Source organism: Streptomyces flavotricini (assembly GCF_020639365.1).
Classification (GTDB): domain Bacteria; phylum Actinomycetota; class Actinomycetes; order Streptomycetales; family Streptomycetaceae; genus Streptomyces; species Streptomyces flavotricini.
This window is the reverse complement of sequence record NZ_JAINUL010000001.1, coordinates 5095431-5111549: the sequence shown is the minus strand read 5'-3', so window position 1 is coordinate 5111549 and position 16119 is coordinate 5095431. Positions and strand designations below refer to the sequence as shown.

11 protein-coding genes and 1 pseudogene are annotated in these 16119 nt (G+C 67.9%); 7 read left to right on the top strand and 5 right to left on the bottom strand.

Annotated features, from left to right (window positions below):
• The first annotated feature begins 480 nt into the window (after nt 1-480).
• Together K7B10_RS23285 and K7B10_RS23280 are read left to right on the top strand one after the other, a co-directional pair.
• Complete coding sequence (locus tag K7B10_RS23285; RefSeq protein ID WP_229345313.1) at nt 481-5280, top strand: ricin-type beta-trefoil lectin domain protein; 4800 nt, start codon at nt 481-483, stop codon at nt 5278-5280.
• Entirely contained in the window at nt 5277-6593 is a 1317-nt protein-coding gene (locus K7B10_RS23280) for a hypothetical protein (protein ID WP_229338749.1), read from the top strand. The genes K7B10_RS23285 and K7B10_RS23280 overlap by 4 nt, the downstream gene beginning before the upstream one ends.
• A gap of 554 nt (nt 6594-7147) precedes the next feature.
• Here the strand turns inward: K7B10_RS23280 and K7B10_RS23275 are convergent.
• Entirely contained in the window at nt 7148-7864 is a 717-nt protein-coding gene (locus tag K7B10_RS23275) for an ATP-binding protein (protein WP_229338747.1), read from the bottom strand.
• 50 nt (nt 7865-7914) lie between these two features.
• Between K7B10_RS23275 and K7B10_RS23270 the strand changes: the two genes are divergently transcribed.
• A complete protein-coding gene (locus tag K7B10_RS23270) occupies nt 7915-8202 on the top strand; it encodes a hypothetical protein (RefSeq protein WP_229338745.1) in 288 nt (95 codons plus the stop codon).
• A 33-nt stretch (nt 8203-8235) separates the two neighbouring features.
• On the opposite strand, the pseudogene istA reads toward K7B10_RS23270, so the two are convergent.
• The 3 genes and pseudogenes from istA to K7B10_RS23250 form a co-directional block, all read right to left on the bottom strand.
• Nucleotides 8236-9710 (bottom strand): annotated as a pseudogene (gene istA, locus K7B10_RS41640) (IS21 family transposase).
• A gap of 486 nt (nt 9711-10196) precedes the next feature.
• A complete protein-coding gene (locus K7B10_RS23255) occupies nt 10197-11099 on the bottom strand; it encodes an aminoglycoside phosphotransferase family protein (RefSeq protein ID WP_229338741.1) in 903 nt (300 codons plus the stop codon).
• Between the two features lie 71 nt (nt 11100-11170).
• Nucleotides 11171-11911: a class I SAM-dependent methyltransferase gene (locus K7B10_RS23250; protein ID WP_229338739.1), complete on the bottom strand. Its 741-nt coding sequence runs from the start codon at nt 11909-11911 to the stop codon at nt 11171-11173.
• Between the two features lie 80 nt (nt 11912-11991).
• Between K7B10_RS23250 and K7B10_RS23245 the strand changes: the two genes are divergently transcribed.
• The 3 genes from K7B10_RS23245 (at nt 11992) to K7B10_RS23235 (ending at nt 14407) form a co-directional block, all read left to right on the top strand.
• The gene (locus K7B10_RS23245) at nt 11992-12420 is read left to right on the top strand and encodes a hypothetical protein (protein WP_229338737.1); all 429 of its coding nucleotides are present in this window, start codon (nt 11992-11994) and stop codon (nt 12418-12420) included.
• A gap of 341 nt (nt 12421-12761) precedes the next feature.
• Nucleotides 12762-13367: a hypothetical protein gene (locus tag K7B10_RS23240; RefSeq protein WP_229338735.1), complete on the top strand. Its 606-nt coding sequence runs from the start codon at nt 12762-12764 to the stop codon at nt 13365-13367.
• Between the two features lie 257 nt (nt 13368-13624).
• Nucleotides 13625-14407, top strand: coding sequence for a competence protein CoiA family protein (locus K7B10_RS23235; RefSeq protein WP_229338733.1), 783 nt, complete (start codon nt 13625-13627; stop codon nt 14405-14407).
• Between the two features lie 176 nt (nt 14408-14583).
• Here K7B10_RS23235 and K7B10_RS23230 read toward each other — a convergent pair whose 3' ends face one another.
• Nucleotides 14584-15123, bottom strand: coding sequence for a GIY-YIG nuclease family protein (locus tag K7B10_RS23230; protein WP_229338731.1), 540 nt, complete (start codon nt 15121-15123; stop codon nt 14584-14586).
• 250 nt (nt 15124-15373) lie between these two features.
• Between K7B10_RS23230 and K7B10_RS23225 the strand changes: the two genes are divergently transcribed.
• Nucleotides 15374-16030, top strand: coding sequence for a hypothetical protein (locus K7B10_RS23225; RefSeq protein ID WP_229338729.1), 657 nt, complete (start codon nt 15374-15376; stop codon nt 16028-16030).
• Nucleotides 16031-16119 lie beyond the last annotated feature (89 nt).

Genomic DNA, 16119 nt, shown 5'->3' with positions numbered 1-16119 from the left:
AATTTGCCCTGGCCTGCAAAGTTAACCGCCGGTAAGGTGATCAACGCGCGGAGGGCAGCCTTGACCTGGTTCGCCTTCGCACGCGTCAGTGGCGGCCGGGGGGAACAGCGTCGCTGCACGGGGGTAATTGATCATGCCGCGAATATCGTTCATCAGGAACCCCGCTTCGGGCGGCGTGACCTGCTGCTGTTTTGGGACAGCAGGCTGATTCTCATTCTCTCGTGGCTCCCCGCCCGCCTTCATTCGCCATGAAGGAACGGTTTCTTGCGTCTCAAGCCAGCCTTGCTCCCACCCGGATCGCGCAGATCCCCCTATCTAACCCCGGTCGTCACATCTGTCGTCGCGCTGGCTGTTCTGGGCAGCCTGGCCCTTCAGCCCGGTGCGGTGGACAACGCCGGGCCACGGGCCCGTGCCGCGGGCAGTTCTGCGGACTGGCTCGATGACACCGCCGCCGAGCAGTGGCGGCAGGACCAGTGTCTGATGGCCGACATCCTGCGCCTCGGCGGTCCCGCTATGACTCAGGTTGCAAAGGATGGCCTCAATCAGTCGCAGGACAAGCTTCACGTCCTGGCCGACCGCAAGCGCTGGGAGCAGACCCCGCTCGCAACCGCGTACCAGAAGGACCGGGACGCAGCGAACAGCGCCATGAAGGCGCTCAACTCCCGTAGGGACACGTGGAAGAAGCCCTTGGAGGGGCTGACGACCCCGGGCGGCATCAACAATGCCGACTTCCACTGGCCTCCGGGCTCGCCTGGTGACGGGAAGCAGGACTTCTACACCCAGACCGGGCTGAGCAAGTGGACTGCCGACCGGTTCTGGACCTCTGAGAGCGACTTCTACAACGACCCCACCCCGAAGGCGTCCGGGCCCGCCGCCACAGCTGTGAAGGACTTGGGTGCGCCGCTCTACGGCAAGGATCCCGACCCCCAGCAAGTGACCGGGGACGCCTGGACCCGCGCGCTCGCCGAGCGCGATGCCTACAAGCACCTCACCAGCTGGTCGGCGGAGCCCACGGGCGCGGACAACGCACGCATGTTCCTGGCTGCCGGAGGGTTCGCCCGAACAGCGCCGGAGGTGGGAACAGCCGAGTACCGGATAGCGGTCGAGGACCTGAAGACCCGGTTCTCCTCCTGTGCCTGGCGTGATCCGATGGATCCGGACAAGGTGCTGGGCCCGATCACCGCCGCCGCTGCCACCGAGTGGCAGCAAGAGATCGCTTCCCAAGCTGCCCAGCGCAACCAGGTCGTGGACGCTGGCGAGGACGCCGTCAAGGCGCTCGCCGCGGGCGCCGAGTCCCTGGGTCAGATGCTGGGCCACTCGTGGGTCGCTGACCATCTCACCCGTTGGAACGACCACTGGTCTGCGGGCGGGGTCGGCTGGATCGGTGACGCAGGCTCCGCCATCGAGTTTCCCGGCGCCCGGGGCAAGTGCCTGGACTCGCAGGGCACGGCCGACGGTGCCCCCGTCCAGCTCAACTTGTGCAACGGGTCCCCCTCGCAGAGCTGGCAGCTCCAGGCCGACGATCACGGTCTATACCTGCGCAACGCGAACTCGCTCAAGTGTCTGGAGGTGGCGAAGACCAGCTCCGGGTTCGGCACGGAGATCAACGTCGCCACGTGTAACAGCGGGCCGGCACAGACCTGGGCGTACTCTCCTCGCGCGACCACGCCGCTGAAACATCTGGGCTCGGACCAGTGCCTGAACATTCCCACGCTCGTGCCCGGCATGGCTGCGGTGCTGCGCAGGTGCGACGGCAGCGCGCGGCAGCAGGTGAACATCAAGCCCTCCGGTCACACCGGTGAGGTTCAGCCGCAGGTTCAGTTCGATCAGGCGGCGAAGGGCATTGCGGATGCCCAGGCAGGTGCGAAGCAGCAACTCGACGTCCTGAGGCAGCAGGCGGCGGCCGCGAAGAAGGCGGCCACCGCCTCGGACGCCGCTGTGCAGGCCGCTTATGCCGTAGCCGACGCGAACGGCGCGCCGCGTGGCCGTGGTCTGCTGGTCGGGCAGCAGAAGGCACAGGTCACCAAGGGCGCTGTAGCCGCGCTCGATGCCATGGTGAAGGCGGGCGAGACCGCCGAGGCCGCCACCCGTGCCTCCGGAGCGGACAGTGACACCATCGCGCAGCGCGCGCTGGCACAGGCCGCGCAGGCGAAGGCGGAGTTCCGGCGGGAGGCTGCGCACACCGCCGAACTGCAGGCCAAGGCGGCTGCTGACGCCGCCAAGACACACAGGGACAACGCCAAGAAGGACGCGGAGACCGCCCAGGCAAAGCTTGGTGACGCTGTGAAGGCGGAGGCCGATGCCAAGGCGGCGGCCGCCAACGCCCATGCGAAGAGGCTCGCGGCCGAGGCGGAGGAAGCCACGGCGAAGAAGGAGAAGGAGACCGCCGCCGCCAAGCAGGCCGAAGCCGCCCAGCACAAGAAGAGCGCGGAAGCGGAGGCGACCAAAGCCAAGGACGCCAGGGGCAAGGCCGAGACCGCCGAGGCCACCGCCGTCGAGCGGAGGAACGGCGCCGTCAAGGCTCGGGACGCCGCGAAGGTCAAGCGGGACGACGCGTGGGATGCGGAGCAGAAGGCCGAGGCCGCGCGGGCCAAGGCTGACGCCAAGGCCGCCTATGCCGCTTCCCTGGATTCGGGTACGGAAGCGCAGGCCGCGCGTACGGCCGCCGATCAGGCAGACAAGTACGCGACGGAGGCGGAGACGGCAGCAGGCAAGGCGCGCGGCGAAGCCGACGCGGCGACGAAGGCTGCCGGTGAGGCAGATGCGGCTGCGACCCGCGCGGAAGCGGCAGCCAAGCGCTCGCGCTCCGACGCCGACGCCGCTCAGGCCGCCAAGCTGAAGGCGGATGCCGCGGTGACGGCCGCGACCAGCGCTGCCGCGGACGCGATCGCTGCCTCCGAGCACGCCGCGTCCGAGGCCAGGGCTGCCGTCGCGCAGGCCGACAAGGCCGACGAACAGGCCAAAACCGCCAAGTCCCAGGCAGAACTGGCGAGCGTAGAGGCCGGCAAGGCGTGGACAGCCTCGGCCAAGGCGGCGGGTTACGCGTATGTGACTGCCCAAGCCGCGGTGGACGCTGGCAAGGCGGCCGCCCAAGTCGCCAAGCCCGCCAACGACGCCATCCAGCTCGGCTCGCCCTACGTCACCACCGACTCGGCCGCGGGCCTGGTCGTATTGACCGGGCAGGCGTCCAAGACCATCGCCGAAAAGCAGAAGGCCATCGCCGACGCCCACGCCAAAAACGCGCAGGAGGAGGCCGCAGCGGCCAACGCCCTCGCCGAGCAGGCTCAGGGCGACACCAAGGCCGCGTACGAGCACGCCGCGACTGCCGCAGGGTACGCATCGGACGCCCGTACCTACGCCAAGGAAGCTCTCGGGTACTCCGCTGACGCCGCGAAGTCGTCATCCCTGGCCGCCGCATCGCTGGCCCGCAGCGTCGAATACGGCCGCCAAGCCGCAGAGGACGCCGAAGCCGCGGACAAAGCGGCCGGACGATCCGAGGGCCACGCCAAGGCAGCCCGCGCCTCCGCCGACCAAGCAGCCCTTGACGCTTCGGCCGCCCGCGCGGCTGCAACCCGGGCCGAGCAGGACGCGAAAGCCGCCCGGGCAGCCGCCGACCGTGCCGCCATTGCCGCCACGGAAGCCGAACAGGCGGCGAAGGACGCCGAAAAGTACGCGAAGGAAGCCCAAGAAAGCGCCGACAGGGCTGAGAAGGCCGCGAAGGCGAACCAGATTGGGGCCGGCACCGTCCCTGACGGAGCCGGCTCATCCATCGGTCACATGTTCTACATCATCGACCACACGGAGAAGACCGGTGAGCCCGAGACCCTGAAGAAGACGGCCGGCTGTGAAGGCTGGATCGACGCGCTCTTCTACAAGGGCGACTGCACGATGACCGTGAAGATCCGGTATAAGGCGTTCCTCGACCTGTACCTGTGCACCGCAGAAGTCCTGGACCCGTCGAGGGCCACATGTCCGGCGGACGAGACGATGTATCTGGGTCAGTACCCGACAGACGAGCTGTCCCACGAGGTCACGCACACCATCACGATCGGTGAGTACCAGTCGGGCGTAGACCCGGTGGACATCCTCTTCGGGCACTGGATCAAGTGTGGGCAGAAGTGGCCCGGCGGTGAGAGCGGAAGCTGGGGCGGATGCGCCTGGGCCGCCGTGGACGTCGCGCTCCTGTTCTCGGGCAAGATCCTCAGGCCCATCGCCGACGGTGTCATGGCTCTCGACGCCGCCATGCGTACCGGAATCGGCATCGCCGACGCCCTACGAGCGCTGAGGTCGCTGCGGATCAATCCGCAGGCCCTGGCAGCCATCGAGTACGAGGCCAACATGGCCGAAGCGGTTCTCACCTCATGCAAGAAGAACAGCTTCCCGGCTGCCACACGCGTGCTCATGGCAGACGGATCACATCGCCCGATCAGCTCACTCCGGGTTGGCGATGCCCTACTGGCCGGCAACCCGAAAACCGGGATGGTCCGCTCAGAGCCGGTCACCGATACCTTCCAGCACATGGCCGACCAGCTGGTCACCATCAGCCTCGCCGACGGCAGCAGCCTGGACACCACACCCGGGCACAAGATCCACGCCCAGAAGCGCGGATGGATCCTCGCCTCGGAACTGCGCCCGGGGGACCGACTGCTCCGTCCCAACGGCGAGGCGGTCACGGTGGCAGGGGTCCGCAGCTCCACCGACTCGGCATCCCAACCGGTCTACGACCTCACGGTCAACGGCCTGCACACGTTCTACGTGCGCACCGAAGGATCCCGAGCGTCAGACGTACTCGTGCACAACTGTATGAACCTCGGCGACGAGCTTCTGCCGAGCCTGAAAAGGTACGCGGATCGGGGTGAGATACACACGCTCGCGGAGCACGTGAACCCGACTCCAGCCGAAGCTTTCGCCCTGGCCGCAAGGAAGGGCATGCCGAACTCGGTCTGGACCAGCCAGGAGATTGCCCAGCAGGCCATCGACCGCGTGATAGCCGACCACTTCACTACTGTGAAGAGTGGCCAGAGGGTTTTGGACAAGGAGAAGTGGAAGAGGTTCGAACAGAAGGTGGCCAGAGCGAACGACGGTGAGGTTGTCCTGGACATCACAGGGCAGTGGAATGCCTACCCGTCCCTGGGCAAGACCTACCACCCGGACGGTGTAACGGTCACGAACGCTGGTAACACAGTCACATTGAAAGTGATGCGGGTAACGGGGCACACTGGTGCGGGACGTGGCGGATTCACCATCATGACCTCCTTCCCCACGGGGGTGGCTCCATGACACAGGAACGTCCTGCGTATTACCAGCTCGGTTACGGCGACGATTTCGGACTGACTGCCTTGAGCGAGCTTCTCAGCCGTTCGGGCTCCGGCACCGGTCTGGCTGCCGCGCTTGGATATGCGGAAGGACTCGCCAACCAGTACGAGGGCGAGGCATCCGTCGAACTGGGCGAGGACGCTCGCCGGCTGCTGGCATCCGAGCTCCCGGAACACATTCTCCACACGGTGTGGCTGGCTTCCTCCGGGAAAGGCTTTGACCCACACGACCACGGTATGAACAGCCGTGAGTGGCTGGAGAAGCTCTCGGAGTTGTCCACTGCGCGACTCCGGCAGAACCGGCGCTCCCACACTCCGCCCCCGGTTCGACCAGTACGGGACGCGGTCTTGTGTCAGGCGGTCGTGGCGGAGATCCGGGCCATGGCCGCGGACCTCAACCGTGCTTCGGCTCTGCCGGACCTCGTTGACGCTCTGGAGCAGGTGGCGACTGGAGCCGATGCCGACCTCGGACTACGGCTGTTCCTCCGCGTCCTCAAAGCGCGTTCCGTGCCCGTCGAACATGAGCGATACCGCCGCCTGCTCGCACTGGGCTGGCAGCTCGGGTTTCCCCCGGCGGTGGTGCACGACGGCCTTCACATCATCTGGCCGCCCGTCACCACTTCCCGACAGGGGATCGAGGGGGACTTCGGACTCTCAAGACTCGCCAGATTGTTCACTGCGGGATGGCACCACCGCACTGCCCGTGCGGCTGTCAGGAACGCCGTGACGGGCGACGGGTACGAACGCCCTCCAGGATCCGAGGCTGCCATCCTGCTGGAAGATACCCGGCGGGTGCTTCAGTCCACCCTTTCCGATGACGCGATCATCTTGCTGTGGCTGGCGGCGACGGACCGGGGTTACAGCATCGACGAGCGCGGCGTCAGCGGTCAGGATTGGCTGGCGCAAATCGCAGACGTGTGCGAGGAGCACCTGGCCGAGGTCGCGCCCGCTTACGTCCCCGTGACCTCGGCCATCCGCGCCGATATCGGTGATGCGGTCCTGCGCGAGATTCAGCAAATGGCGCCCCTCGCCGCAGACACGGTGATCAGCCCTGCCTTCCGCCCCCTCGAAGGCGCCACCGTGATGAAAGCACTCGCGCAGGTCGTCACCCAAGTCGACCCCGACCTCGGATTCCGTCTGTTCCTGCGCACACTGGAGGTCCTGCGGCTGCCAATCACTCAGGAGCAGTACGCCCGGTATGAGGACCTCAGCCGCCATTTCCAATACGGCGAAGACCATCTCCTCTTCTCGGTCGATCACCTGGTGCTCCGCACCTGACCCTCACGCCTGAACACCTACCCGATCAGAGCGCCCCTCCCGCCCGGAGGGGCGCTCGCGCCGTTCTGGCCCACACCAGCCATGGCGATGTGTGCGCCTGGACGGGGGCCCGGGGGCGCTCCACGGTTCGCTGCCGCCGGGTGAGGGTCCGGGCTGGGAACATCCGGCCATGGTTGACCGTTCATTTATCTGTGTGGGTGGGGCGGCAAAGAGGCTGATGTCTCCGGGCCCGCCCCAACCATTCGACTGAAGCCCTCAGTACCCTCCGTCATGAGGCCGCCACCCCTTCTGTTCGGCCCACACCTGCAAACGCCTGAGCCGGCCTCCCCCCGCTGGCCCGGGCCCGCCCCGACTGGTCCTCCCCCGGGCCGGTCCAAGCTCCGCTGGGGCCTGGCCGCCGACGGCGCGGAGCGGGAGCGGCTGCTGGACATCGCGGCCGGGTGCGGAGGCACGGAGGTGGAGTTCACCCCCGCTCCGTAGCCGCCGCGGGACAAGACGGGAGCCCCGACGCCTTCTCGGTGTCGGGGCTCCTTCCTTCGGTCGGGGCCGGGCGCTCACATCCGAAGTGGGTAGCGCTGCCGGTGAAGACCGCGCCGGCGAAGTGCAGCCGGTGTGCGGTGAGGTGGGTCAGGCGAGGCGGGATCCGAGGCGGAATCGCATGTCGCCCGCGGCACGGCGTACGCGTATGCGGCGTCGATGATGCGGTAGAACGCTTCGGCGGCGTCTTCCCCGACGGGCAGCAGGCCGATGTCGTCGATGACGATGAGGTCCGCGCGGCAGATCCGGGCGACGGTCCGTGCGGTGGACCCGTCGACCTTCGACTTGCCGATCGCGGCGCTCAGCGTCTCCAAGGTGAACCAGGACACCCGCAGGTCCTTCTCGATCGCGGCCTGGGCGAGTCCCTCGGTGAAGTGGCTCTTGCCCGTGCCCGAGGGGCCAGCGATCACCAGGTTCTCGGCGCGGCCGATCCATTCCAGGGTGATCAGGGAGTTCTGGGTGGGTTCGGGGATGGTGGAGTCCTCGGCCCGCCAGGATCCCAGGGTCTTGCCGGTGGGGAAGTTCGCCGAGTGGCGACGAAGACGCCGGGTGGCAGCGTCGCGGCCGGTAACCTCCTCGGAGATCAGCAGCCGCAGGACCTCTGCGGGATCCCAGCGTTGGGCGCGTGCGGTGGCCAGGACGTCGGGGGCCGCTTTGCGCATGTAGGGCAGGCGCATGCGACGCATGAGCTTGTCGAGTTCCTCGGGCAGAGCCGGGGCCTGGGGAAACGTCATGGCTTCTAAATTCCTTCGTCGGTCTGGATAGGCGCCGATACGCTCGGCGGATGATCGATATGCAGGTGCGTGGTGACAGCGGCGACGTCGTTGCTCGGGCAGGCGGGGTGGAGTGGACGTCTGCTTTCGGTGATTTGGATCCGGGGCTGTTCCCGATGCTCTGGGGCCTGATCCCGTATGGGGATGCGGTCTTCAACCATCGGCAGGTGTCGCTCCTGCTGACAGAACTCGACCGGCTCCCGGCCGCTTGCGGTGGCGACTGGGTCGAACGGGCCCGCGAGTTGCGCCAAGTCGTCGAGCAGGGGTCCCACCGGTATCTCTGGTTTGTCGGCGACTGACCGCGGAGTCGTGCGTGATCCTGAGGGCATCGCCTACTGGCCCAAGGCCTGCCAGGCGATAGTTCCGTTCTGGACGGAGTGAGCCTCGTCCGCGCGGACGACCTCGCCGGCGGGCTTGCTGTCCGCGATGTGTCCCAGGATCGAAAGCAGGTCCTCGTCGGCGAAGCGCCCGGCCGTGGCCGCCAGGCCCAGGGCCTGGTCGACCCGGTCGTTGCCCAGGACGGTGGCCAGCTCGACTGCGCGGGCCATCTTGGCGCGGATGCGGGTGGCGCCTGCGGGCCCGGCCTCCTTGAGCCAGCGCCCGGCGCCGGGACCGATGCCCACGAACGCGATCTCCGCTTCCGAGCGGGGCTGCAGCCTCGGCTGGTGGATGCCGCGGCCGTCAGGGTGGTCGGGATAGTGGGCGTCGATGATCTGCGGAACACCCGGGGTGGAGAGCTGGTGGCGCCAGATCTCCGAGAGATCACCGGAGTTGGTGCGGGCGGTGATGGACAGTTCCTCGCCGACGACCCGGCACCACACCCTGGCGCCGGTATGGCCTGGCGGGGTCGAGTAGCGAACCGAGTTGAAGCTGATGGTGCGGTCCGAGCCGACCACTCGTTCCTCGCCCAGTGCGAGCGCGAGCGTTCGATGGGCAGGACATGCAGTGTGGTGCGTTCGATGTCCAGACGGCTCGCGGGTATCTGCCCGGTTGCCCGGTGGCGGCGGGAGTTCACCTGCTCGCACCAGGCGAGGCAGGCATCAGCGAGCTCGGCGAAGGAGTCGTAGGCGGCCAGCAGATTCGCGCTGGTGGGCACCAGGTCGGCCTTCGCGATACGGACCGTGGCCTCCGCTCCGCCCTTCGATTCGGGGTCGTAGGGCACGCAACTGACGACCTGGCAGCCGTAGTGCCGGCCCGCGGCGACCATCTGCGGGTGCCGCACCGGGATCCCGGCGATGTGCTCGACGGTGACCGTTTTCGCGTTGTCGGTCAAGACATAGGTCGGTGCCCCGCCGATCCGGCGCAATGCGGTGTCCAGGCAGGCGACCAGCGTGCCCAGCGTGCAGTCCCAGACCGGGATCACGACCCGGAACCGCGACCAGGACAGCCATGCGCAGAACAGCCAGGTCCGCCGGCCGCCGATCCGAGGGCCTTCGCCCCAGTCGAACTGCAGCCACCGGCCCGGCTCGGGAATCCACGGCCGGTAGGTCCGGCGCTTGCCCGCCTTCCACGCCGTCTTCGCCGCGTTCACCGCCCGTCTCGTCGAGCGCGCGCTGCCCCGGTAGCCCATCTTCACGAGCTTCTCGTGGACCACGTCGGCGCGGATCGTCGCCTTCGACTGCTCGACCCACTCCTCGACTTTCTCCAGGAACGCGTCGATCATCTTCGGCCGCGGCTCTCGCTCATAGGGATTGCGCCCGCCGTCACGGGCCTCGACGTACCGCTTGACCGTCTTCGGGTCGTGCCCCGCCAAGGCCGCCGCCGACCAGACCGTCCCGGTCAGGTCGTACGCCTCAAGGATTTCCATGATCTCTCTGTCAGACTTCGTCACAGGACCTCTCCGGCCGGTAGCTGATGCACGCAAACACCAGCAAACCGGACGGAGGGGTCTCCTTCAGATAAAGAAGCGATCAGGAACACCACAGGTCAGACGGCCATACGCCGGGAATTCCGGTGGCCATTAGCCTGGACTCAACTGGCCGCACACCTGGACTTTGCCACGGCCGCCGTCACTCGGAGAAATCGAGGGCATCGACCTGACCCTGACGCTGCTCCAGCAGAAGCACACCGAAGCCGTACGGCTGACAGGCATGCCCCGAACCGTTGACCTGGGCATTCCCGCGCTGGTGCCTCGTGGTAGGCAGGAGACGTGATCGCCCTCACGCGTAACCGACTCCTCCAGAGGGCGCGGCACAATCCGTTCGTCTCCACGGGGAGGGCGTCGTGAACGACGCGAGCACGACATCGCGGCAGTTTCGACGGCGAGTATCGGGTGAGGACCGTCGCTCCGTGCCTACATCAAACCGCCTTTCAGAACGCGATCGAGTGCTGCCCGGCCTGCGGGTCCCCAGGTCGGCTTGCCGCCTGGCAGGCCTCGGTCTCCGTTCTGGCCCATCAGCATGAGGAACAGGCCTTTCAGAGCCGCCAGCCCGCGGGCTCGCCGGATCGTCGACGCGTCCGCCTGCGCGTATGCGTCGAAGAAGCGTGAGGCGGCGCCCGCGGGAAGGATCACCCAGGCGGCTGCGAGGTCCCATGCCGGATCGCCGGCGAACATGTCACCGAAGTCGATCACTCCCGAGAGCGTTCCGTCCGAGACGACGACGTTCGCGGGATGAAGGTCGCCATGTACCCACAGAGGTGGGCCCTCCCACTCGGGCGCCGCGACGGCGTCGTCCCAGACGGCGCGGACTTCGTCGGCGAGGTGCTCAGGGGCGACGGCGTGGAAGAAGTAGTCGAAGCCGTCGGTGCACTTCTTGGGGTGATCGCCGCGGTCCGAGCTGATCGGCGCGTCGTCGGGCGCCTCCACGTGGAGCGCGGTGAGGAAGGCCGCCAGATTGTCGGCCGCGTGGTTGCCGCGACTGATGGAGGTCTGGTCCAGTGGCTCGCCGGGGACCCACGTCATGATGGTCCAGGGCTTGGGGAACCGAGCGGACGGTTCACCGATCCTTACGGGGTTGGGGACCGGGAGCGGCAGGCGCGGAGCCAGTATGGGCAGCCACCGGCACTCTTTACGCTGGAGGTCCGGGGCACGTTCTGTACGCGGCATGCGCACGGCCAAATCGTCCCCAAGGCGCCACTGCTGGTTGTCCCACCCGCCCACTACTTCGCGGATGGCCAGCCCTGCAAGGTCCGGATGCTGCTCCTGAAGCAGGTCATGGACCAAGTCTGCGGTGATCTCGATCTCGAGGTCGGTCATACGAAGCCACAGTACTGGCGCAGGCGCAGGCGCAGGCGCCGACTCTGGCTCCGCTCGTGAACCGCGCTTGACTAGCTGCCTGAGCCGGTAGCCGACGGAGGCACCTCGAGGACAAAGAACAGGAAGTTGGGATTGGCTGAAAGGTCCTGGAAGCCGTCCGGGAACAGCTCACGGGCAGCCGGATCGGGCTGCGGCTCGCTGATGACGGAAAGACGGAAGCCGGCGGTGGTGAAGGCACCGGTCATCGCATGCAGCGGCCTGCGCCAGAACTTCATCGGGACGGACTGCCCGTTGAGAATCCAGTCGAAGTTGTAGCTGGTGGTCGCGTGGTAGTCGGGCCGAGGATCCCGGTGCGCGTAGGCCACGAAAGGGTGGCTCACCGACACGATCAGCCGTCCGCCGGGCCGGAGTACCCGCCGCAGCTCCGCCAACGTCGGACCCCAGTCCTCCAGGTAGTGCAGGACCAGCGACGCGACCACGTCGTCGAATGCATCGTCGTCGAACGGCAGAGGATCGGAGAGGTCGACCACGTGCAGGGCTACATCGTCGCCGAGCCGCCGCCTCGCCAATGCCAGCATCCCGGCGCTGGCGTCGATTCCGGTGACGACGGCACCGCGGTCGCGTAGTGCAGCGGACAGGGGGCCTGAGCCGCAGCCGGCATCCAGGACCCGACGGCCAGTCAGGTCTCCGGCCAGGGCCAACATCGCGGGCCGCTCGTAGTACGCGTTTACGAGACTGTTCTCGGTCTCCGCCGAGAACATTTCGGCGAAGCTGTCGTAGTCGTTCGCCTGGTCCCGATCCGCAGACTGCATTGTCGCAGCCTAGTAGTTACAGGATGCCCCGGCCGGACCTCCATGCCCCAACAGCCACTCACCCGTCGCTGCGAGAATTCATGATCAAGTTAGTCAATCCGGCCCTGGTGCAGTCAAGGACCAAGATCAGACGCCGCAACAGCACCGAAGCGATCACCGGCGCCATCGCACGCCCCCAGCTCCTCATCCTCGGCCGCCAGGACGCGACCGGACGCCTCCGCCCCGTCGGCCGCACCGTCCCACTGCGACCCGACGCTTCCCGGGCGCTCGCCGAGCACCTCACCCCGGCCGGCCCCGGACATCCGTGGACCGGAGCGAAGTTCTCCTCGGCCTGGGGCACTCGCGACGTCCTCGACACCACCCTCGTCCAACCGGACCTCGTCGCGGAGATCAGCACCGACACCTCCATCGACCGCGGCGGCGTCTACCGCCACCCGATCCGGTACGTACGCCTGCGCCTGGATACGAACGTCGACGACGTACCCTCCTTCGGCGCCGCCGCCGGATGACCTGCTGCCTCACCCGGGGCGGGGTGAGCTACCCCCCAGGGCCGCGAGGAGCTTCTGGCACCGGGTGATCCGCACGTCGACCCAGCGCCTCCCGGCCAAGCCGGGCCGCCTCCTGACGGGCCCGGCCGTGTAATTGCGTCACACGCACGAGCCTCCTGCCGGGCCAACCAACAGCCTGGCCTGCCGACCCGTGTCCGTGACAGGTGCGGTGCGGACGGGGCCGCCTGTCTTTTGTGCGCGCGAGATTGGCGGACGGCCCTTCTGGCGTTGTCAGGGGCGGGTGCGATGATCCCCGAGGCGGGCGTGAACTCGCTGGTATCTCGACTCGGGGGTGGCTCGGTTTGAACATGCGGCAGGAGTTGTCGGCATCGGTGGAAGAGCGCTTGACGGCCATGTCGTCGAGTGAGCGCGGTGTTTTCGCCGCTGGCATCGCTGAGCGGCTCATGCGCTGGCATGAGGCACTGCTGGAAGAGGAGCGGGCACCGTTCACGATGAGCCTGCGGCCGCTGCTGAACTCCGTGTGGGAGGGCGCCCTCGGCGACTCGACCGCCTTCACTGCCGTGAAACGGGGTGTGGCCGAGTACATGCTCAGCGAGTACTGCCACAACGACGGGCAGGACGGTCCCGAGGACGCGGACGACAACGCGGCGGCCGCGACGCTCTATGCCGCGCACAGCTACCTGTTCGAGTGTCGTGACTTCGCGGTCTGGGCCAGCCGACGGGCCGTGGACGCTGTGGACGAACACCTTGAGTACATCGCTGAGCAAGAAGAGGACCTACCCGGCCTCGACGAGGCAACCATCACAGAGCTCCAGCGCCAGCTGCGCGACCTCGACCTCATCGCGACCTACTCGAAGGATCTGCGGCTCGCCAGCCTCGGGCTGCCCATCGACACCTCGATCCGGCTTCGCGTGGAACTGCGGACACCCCTTTCGAGCCGCGACTGACCAGCCGAACAGCCAGTTCAGCTGCGTCGCTCGGCTTCGGTGACGCGGAAGCAGTAGGACTCGGTGCCGGCTTGGATCAAGGCGCAGCGGAACGCGAGCCGGCCGGCGATGGCCGTGCAGTGACGCGGGACGGACAAGCCCTCGGCAATCGCTGTACCGACCCCGATCAGCAGGTGAGACTTGCCGGTGCCCGAGTCCCCGATCAGGACGAGCGGGCCGACCTACGTGGATGCTGTCCGTCAGGAAGGAGCCGTCCCATGCCGCTCACTGCCTCGTCAGCCGACTACGGCACGCTCGACGCAACTCTTGAGGGTCTCGGCCACGACCTGCCCTGGGAGATGGTCTACCAGGCCCGCCCGCGGCCTGCGCTGGTCTGTTCCGCGTGCGGTTTCCCGATGCACGCCAAGACCTCCGCGCGTGGCGCACGCTTCTTCGCCCACGACCGCCGCTCCCCACACTGCCCCTCTCGGGGCGAGAGCGAACCCCACCGGACGCTCAAACGGGCCCTGGCCGACGCCGCGCGCGCGGCCGGGCACCACGTCAGTGTGGAGGCCGTGGCAGCCCATGGAGGCTGGCGAGCCGACGTCCTGGCCGCCGGCCCCGACGGGCACCTCACCGCGCTGGAAGCCCAGGTCTCCTCCGCATCCTTGGACGATGTCCTGCAACGAACCCGCCGCTACCAGGCCGACGGCGCCGACGTCGTGTGGTTCACCCCGTTCCGCACCCGCTGGCTCGGCCAGGTTCCCTCCGTTCTCCTGCAGAGACCGGACCGCCCCGACCTGCCCTGGCGGGACACACTGGAGACGGTGACCCAGTTCAGTGCCGGCCCTTGCGAATGTGACCCACGTCCGTTCTGGCACAACGGCGTCCACGCGGCCTGGACTCATCCCGCCGGCCAGCCGATATCCGAGTTCGTCGACCACGTCCTTCACGGTCGACTCGTCCCCGACAGCAGGCTGGTGCCATACCCCCGCCTCCACCACTGGGCCACGCCCAAGGACATCCAGGCAGCCCGCGACCACCAATCCAGCCGATCATGAAACTACGCACAGCGCAGACCGGTGATTCACCCGTATCCACACGTCTGGGCGGCGGTACGTGCTGTGCTGGGGTTGCCAGTTGATATCCGAACCGAGGGAGCTGACCCGCACCACTGCCAGCGCAGGACGCCCAGACTCGGCCCTGCAGGGGCCTTCCCCACAGCCTGAGGCATGTCCTAAATGTTGCGGAGTTCCTCGATCGCGTCCATGACGATGCGGGCTGGGTCTCCCAGAGGGGTCAGGTCGAACCAGTCCCCGCGTACCCGGTGCCCTGCGAACCTCCTGTGCAATGCCTTCTCGAAGTCGCCTTCCACTTCCAGGATGGGGAACAGCTGTTTCATCCGCAGGGTTGCCCTTGTCGAGGTCTGGCCGATCTTGACGATCGGGGAGCCGGCCATCCCGATGACGTACGTCTTGATGGCCTTGCCCGCGCCCGCGCCGATGTCCGTGGCAGGGTTGCGGGGAAGGGGGATGCCCTGGCCATCGGGCGCCTGCGCTGCCTGTTCGGGCTCCCAGTCATCCGCGTCGGCGGGGTCCAGGTAGCGCACGATGGGCGTGCTGGCGGCCTGCATGATCAGGGTCTTGTCGATCGGTGTCCCATCCGCGCGGAGTGTCGTGCGGACCGTTTGCATGACCAGGACCGGCCCGCCGTAGCCGAAGGCCTCCAGCTCGGCGGCGGTGGCGGAACGGCTGATCGTCTCGGTCAGCTCGGCCACGGCTTCCGCCGGTACGTGCAGGCACATGCCCCGGTGGTGGCGCAATGCGCCGATTCCCGGGCGCTGGCGCGGAGTTGTCATAAGAAGCAGGCTAGTTGAGCGCTCCCCTCGCTGGGCGACTTCCGACAGCCCGCGGGGGCGGCCGGCCCCGGCTGCGCAGCCCAGGTCCCTCGGCGCCCCGCACCGCGAGTTTCCCTCGTTCGGGTGAACCCCACCCTGAGGGCCCAGGGCGCGGGGGAGTATGGGAGCCATGACGGATCTGCGCCTTGACGCCCCCGAGTCGCCTGCCCTGATTGCCATCCGGCACCAGGCCGGCCTGGCCGACGAGATGTGGCGCGAGCTCGCGCCGCTCCTGGCTGAAGTGGGCATCACCGCCGACACGGACCCCACCGATCTGCCGACGCTCCAGAGTGCCCTGGACCGTGCCGTCGTCCGCTACAACACCGCGTTGTTCACCCCGACCGGCCGGGCTCGCACGGAAGCCGCAGTGCTCCTGCGGCAGGTCGCGTCCTCCTTCGCCGAGGGCGAGACAGGTTATGCCGCCCGCCTGCTGGACTCCCTCGGGCCGCAGGCGAGCCAGGAACAGTCCGCTACGAGTACCTCTTGTATCGGCCTGTCCCTGAGCCTGCTGGACGCCTGGTCGGCCCCTGCCGGGGGCGCACCGGCCGGAGTGCTGGCCGGCACAGCTCTTCCCGCGGGCCACTGGCGCGGCGAGCGGGCCGCCACCGACATCCTGGCCCTGGCCCGCAAGGGCCGTGCGCACCGCAGCCACCAGCGCCTGATCGCCCAGCACGGTGGACGCCACGTCATGGACGGGGCCGCTCTCGCCTTGGCCGCCACCGTCCAGGCATGGGCCAAGCACACCGGGACCCCGGCCGCGGAGATCGCCGAAGCCGCCATCGGCTAGGTGTATTGACCCGCAGCGTTGTTGATTCGGCTGATGGGCGGGTGTCCGCCGAGTGCCGTGTGGCAGCGGTGGTGGTTGTAGGTGTGGAG

Excerpts from the sequence above, each read along its gene's own strand:
- K7B10_RS23245 (WP_229338737.1), top strand. The coding sequence starts at position 11,992 with ATGATCAAGTTAGTCAATCCGGCCCTGGTGCAGTCAAGGACCAAGATC.
- K7B10_RS23285 (WP_229345313.1), top strand. The coding sequence starts at position 481 with ATGGCCGACATCCTGCGCCTCGGCGGTCCCGCTATGACTCAGGTTGCA.
- K7B10_RS23225 (WP_229338729.1), top strand. The coding sequence starts at position 15,374 with ATGACGGATCTGCGCCTTGACGCCCCCGAGTCGCCTGCCCTGATTGCC.
- K7B10_RS23255 (WP_229338741.1), bottom strand. The coding sequence starts at position 11,099 with ATGACCGACCTCGAGATCGAGATCACCGCAGACTTGGTCCATGACCTG.
- K7B10_RS23270 (WP_229338745.1), top strand. The coding sequence starts at position 7,915 with ATGATCGATATGCAGGTGCGTGGTGACAGCGGCGACGTCGTTGCTCGG.
- K7B10_RS23250 (WP_229338739.1), bottom strand. The coding sequence starts at position 11,911 with ATGCAGTCTGCGGATCGGGACCAGGCGAACGACTACGACAGCTTCGCC.
- K7B10_RS23280 (WP_229338749.1), top strand. The coding sequence starts at position 5,277 with ATGACACAGGAACGTCCTGCGTATTACCAGCTCGGTTACGGCGACGAT.
- K7B10_RS23275 (WP_229338747.1), bottom strand. The coding sequence starts at position 7,864 with ATGACGTTTCCCCAGGCCCCGGCTCTGCCCGAGGAACTCGACAAGCTC.
- K7B10_RS23235 (WP_229338733.1), top strand. The coding sequence starts at position 13,625 with ATGCCGCTCACTGCCTCGTCAGCCGACTACGGCACGCTCGACGCAACT.